Below are 3,299 nucleotides of genomic sequence, written 5' to 3'. Positions count from 1 at the left end.
ATAAGTCCACAGAATACATCTCCCCACCCTCCGCTCATCAGCTTCAGGTGTCAGATTGCGGAATTTTACTCCGCGACGGTCAGATCATCAGACCGTTTCTGTGGGCATTTTGTCTCCGGGATTCACACAGAGCATATTTTTCTGGCAAAATCGCAAGGTTACATTGCAGCTTCCCCGCCGCCAGCCCCGCCGTATGACCAGCGTAGGACCCGCGTCGAATGGCTGCCCTAACGTCGGCTGCCGAACGACCGATCAAGTCGGAATGTGAAACGGATCCAGATCTCATGCGCAATTCCCAACCATCAGGAAGAGCATCACACGGAGAGGTCCGCCAATCAAATTATCACTTTAGATCACTTGTGATAGATTTTTTGAAATCATTGGCCTTGCCCGTTATCCCAAGCCACAGCCACATCGCGTGCAATTTGCGCGCTGTTTTCAATAAGAAAGCTGCGCGGTTCTGACAAATATGACGCTGTGAAAGACAGGGGCTTTGGGCGAAAGCCGGGATCAAACTCTACGATTTGTCCCGTCTCAAGAAAATTGTTGGCCAGCGCCTTTGGGTAAGGACCGACGGCAATTCCCGCTGCAATCATCTTCAAGCTGGCCGAAAGCGACGCAGACGCATAGACCCGCACTTTCGGCCCTATCCGGCGTGATAGTTCAGACATCAATTCGCGGTGCGGCCTGGTTTTGCTTGAATATGAAATGACCGGAATTTCCCCCAGATCGGTCTGGGGATTTGCGGTTGCGCGATACCAATGCAGGTCGAAAGACGGCAAGGTTACGTTCTCGACGGAATACTCGGATACAGGTCCCATCAGCAAGGCAAGGTCCAGCTTTCTTTCCAGAAGCTCCGCGCGCAGATTCAGTGAGATATCGACCGTCAAATCCACATTGACGCGTGGGTATTGCTCACTGAACGCCTTTAGGAAGTCCGGCAACCAGGCTTGTGCAATCGTCTCGGCGGCACCGACGCGAAACAGGCCCTCTGCCTCTGACGGATTGGCGACGCGTTGTTTGATTTCTTCTTCAACGAACAGCATCTGCTCGGCATACGACAGCAGCAACATTCCGTGCTTTGTCAGGACAAGCTCGCCCGATCCTCGCTCGAACAACGGGGCACGCAATTCATGCTCTAAATTAGAGATGCGGGTAGAGACGGCCGGCTGCGACAGATTCAGCCGATCTGCCGCCTTACGAAAACCGCCCAGTCGCGCCACCCACAAGAAGGTCTTAATCTGATCAAATGTCATACGCTGTTCATAGATTGGATCATCAGGGTGGCAAAACCTAAAAATTCAATTGGGCTTGCGGTGTGAGATCAAGCTTGGGGCCCACTCCATTTGAAACCAAACGGCCGCGACAGCAGGGCCGGTCTCCTGCTTAGCGGTCATTTGCCCAAATGTGGTTGGGGTCCGTTTTGTCCGCTCACCGGACCTTCATCCTCCAAAAATGCTGCATGGTGGACGAATGGCCGGTATGGTGAAGCCGCACTGCAGCCCTTGGCCATTGTACGAAGGTCCGGTATGGGCCGGGTGCGCCGCATCCCCCCTTCATGGTTCCTCCTGGGCGCGATCCGTATACGGGGGGGCTGAGCGCGCAAGTTTTCCAGCGTCTGGCCTTTTCACCGGGGAATCCAGCTGGAAGCCACCCCGCAAGCAGCGCTGGAAATTCTGACTCAGTTTCAGAGACTTACACACTCGCGCTATTGGCTAGGGTGGATTCCGGGTGGAATCCACCCTAGCCACCGAAGCCACCTCTGGAAGCCACCCACGCCACGCTCCACCAGAAGGCATTGATTCCAAGCGCAAAAATGGTTTGACTTTTCTAGCCCCCTTGACCTATCTCTTGATCATCGAAGATTTTCGCCCGGAGGATATCCCTCGCGGGCGTTTTTTGTTTTTCTGACATCGCGGATGCTGTTCATCGGCCAGCCTATTGGCTTGGGCGCTGACCTATGTACGCCCTGCCCCAGTTCCGGACCCCATCCCATGGACCTCGTCTTCGCGCCGAGCCAGATTGAAAGCTGGCCGATCGAGCGGCTGCGCCCCTATGCTCGCAATGCCAAGATGCATGGCGATGACCAGGTGGCCAAGATCGCCGCCAGCATGGCCAAGTTCGGCTGGACGGTGCCTTGCATGGTGGCTGATGACGGCGAGCTGATCGCGGGCCATGGCCGCGTGCTGGCGGCGACTCTGCTTGGGCTGACAGAAGTGCCGGTCATTCGTCTGACGCATCTGGATGAGGCGGAACGTCGTGCTTATCGCATCGCCGACAACAAGCTAACCGAGCTCGGCGAGTGGGACGAGGCCTTGCTGCGAGACGAGATCGCGGGGCTCCTGGCCGAAGATTTTGACCTGTCGCTGCTCGGCATCAGCGACGATGACCTCGACGCGCTGCTGCAGGATCCCGAGGCGCTGGGCGACGACGGTCCTGTCGAAGGCGCGGACGATGTTCCGGATGTGCCAGCCGATCCGGTCTCGGTACCGGGTGACTTGTGGCAGCTTGGGTCGCACCGGCTGATCTGCGGCGACAGCACATCTGCTGATATAGTCGGACGGTTGCTGGGTGACGTTCGACCCCTACTGATGGTGACCGACCCACCCTATGGCGTCGAGTATGACCCCTCCTGGCGCAATCAGGCCGGGGCCGCCAAGACCAAGCGCACCGGTAAGGTGCTGAATGACGACCGCGCAGACTGGCGCGAGGCATGGGCACTGTTTCCGGGCGATGTCGCTTATGTCTGGCATGGCGCGCTGCACGCGGCGACCGTGGCAGAAAGTCTGACCGCCGCTGACTTTGCCATCCGGTCGCAGATCATCTGGGCCAAGGACCGGCTCGTGCTCAGCCGCGGCGATTACCACTGGCAGCACGAACCCTGCTGGTACGCGGTGCGCGCCAAAGGCAAGGGCCACTGGGCCGGGGACCGCAAGCAGACCACGCTGTGGCAAATCGCCAATCGCGATCAGGATACTGAAACAGTCCATGGCACGCAAAAGCCCGTCGAGTGCATGCGGCGGCCAATCCTGAACAACTCGAGCCCCGGTCAGGCAGTCTACGAGCCGTTCATGGGATCCGGCACCACGCTGATCGCGGCCGAGACCACCGACCGGACCTGCCTTGGGGTCGAATTGAACCCAGCCTATGTCGATGTCGCCATCAAGCGATGTGAAGTGGTCCTGCTTTTTAGGACAGGTTTGCGGCTTGTCTAAGATGCATCAGATTTATGTTCATGCCGCTTTTCGTATCTCTGCTTGCTCGAAGTATGCCGCGTCTGGGGTGCGTTTGTCGAGCGC

General features: G+C 57.7%; 3 protein-coding genes. 2 read left to right on the top strand and 1 reads right to left on the bottom strand.

The features are described from left to right. Positions 1–377: 377 nt before the first annotated feature. Positions 378–1,256, bottom strand: coding sequence for a LysR family transcriptional regulator (locus tag ROE7235_RS19085; protein ID WP_121097543.1), 879 nt, complete (start codon positions 1,254–1,256; stop codon positions 378–380). 475 nt (positions 1,257–1,731) lie between these two features. Between ROE7235_RS19085 and ROE7235_RS20015 the strand changes: the two genes are divergently transcribed. Beyond that, the gene (locus ROE7235_RS20015) at positions 1,732–1,911 is read left to right on the top strand and encodes a hypothetical protein (protein ID WP_147434282.1); all 180 of its coding nucleotides are present in this window, start codon (positions 1,732–1,734) and stop codon (positions 1,909–1,911) included. An 83-nt stretch (positions 1,912–1,994) separates the two neighbouring features. Beyond that, a complete protein-coding gene (locus ROE7235_RS19080) occupies positions 1,995–3,215 on the top strand; it encodes a site-specific DNA-methyltransferase (RefSeq protein WP_121097540.1) in 1,221 nt (406 codons plus the stop codon). Positions 3,216–3,299 lie beyond the last annotated feature (84 nt).

The sequence above is a fragment of the Roseinatronobacter ekhonensis genome (assembly GCF_900499075.1).
Lineage (GTDB): Bacteria > Pseudomonadota > Alphaproteobacteria > Rhodobacterales > Rhodobacteraceae > Roseinatronobacter > Roseinatronobacter ekhonensis.
Note: the sequence above shows the minus strand (reverse complement) of the source record. Positions and strands in the feature narration are given on the sequence as shown.

Excerpts from the sequence above, each read along its gene's own strand:
- ROE7235_RS19085 (WP_121097543.1), bottom strand. The coding sequence starts at position 1,256 with ATGACATTTGATCAGATTAAGACCTTCTTGTGGGTGGCGCGACTGGGC.
- ROE7235_RS19080 (WP_121097540.1), top strand. The coding sequence starts at position 1,995 with ATGGACCTCGTCTTCGCGCCGAGCCAGATTGAAAGCTGGCCGATCGAG.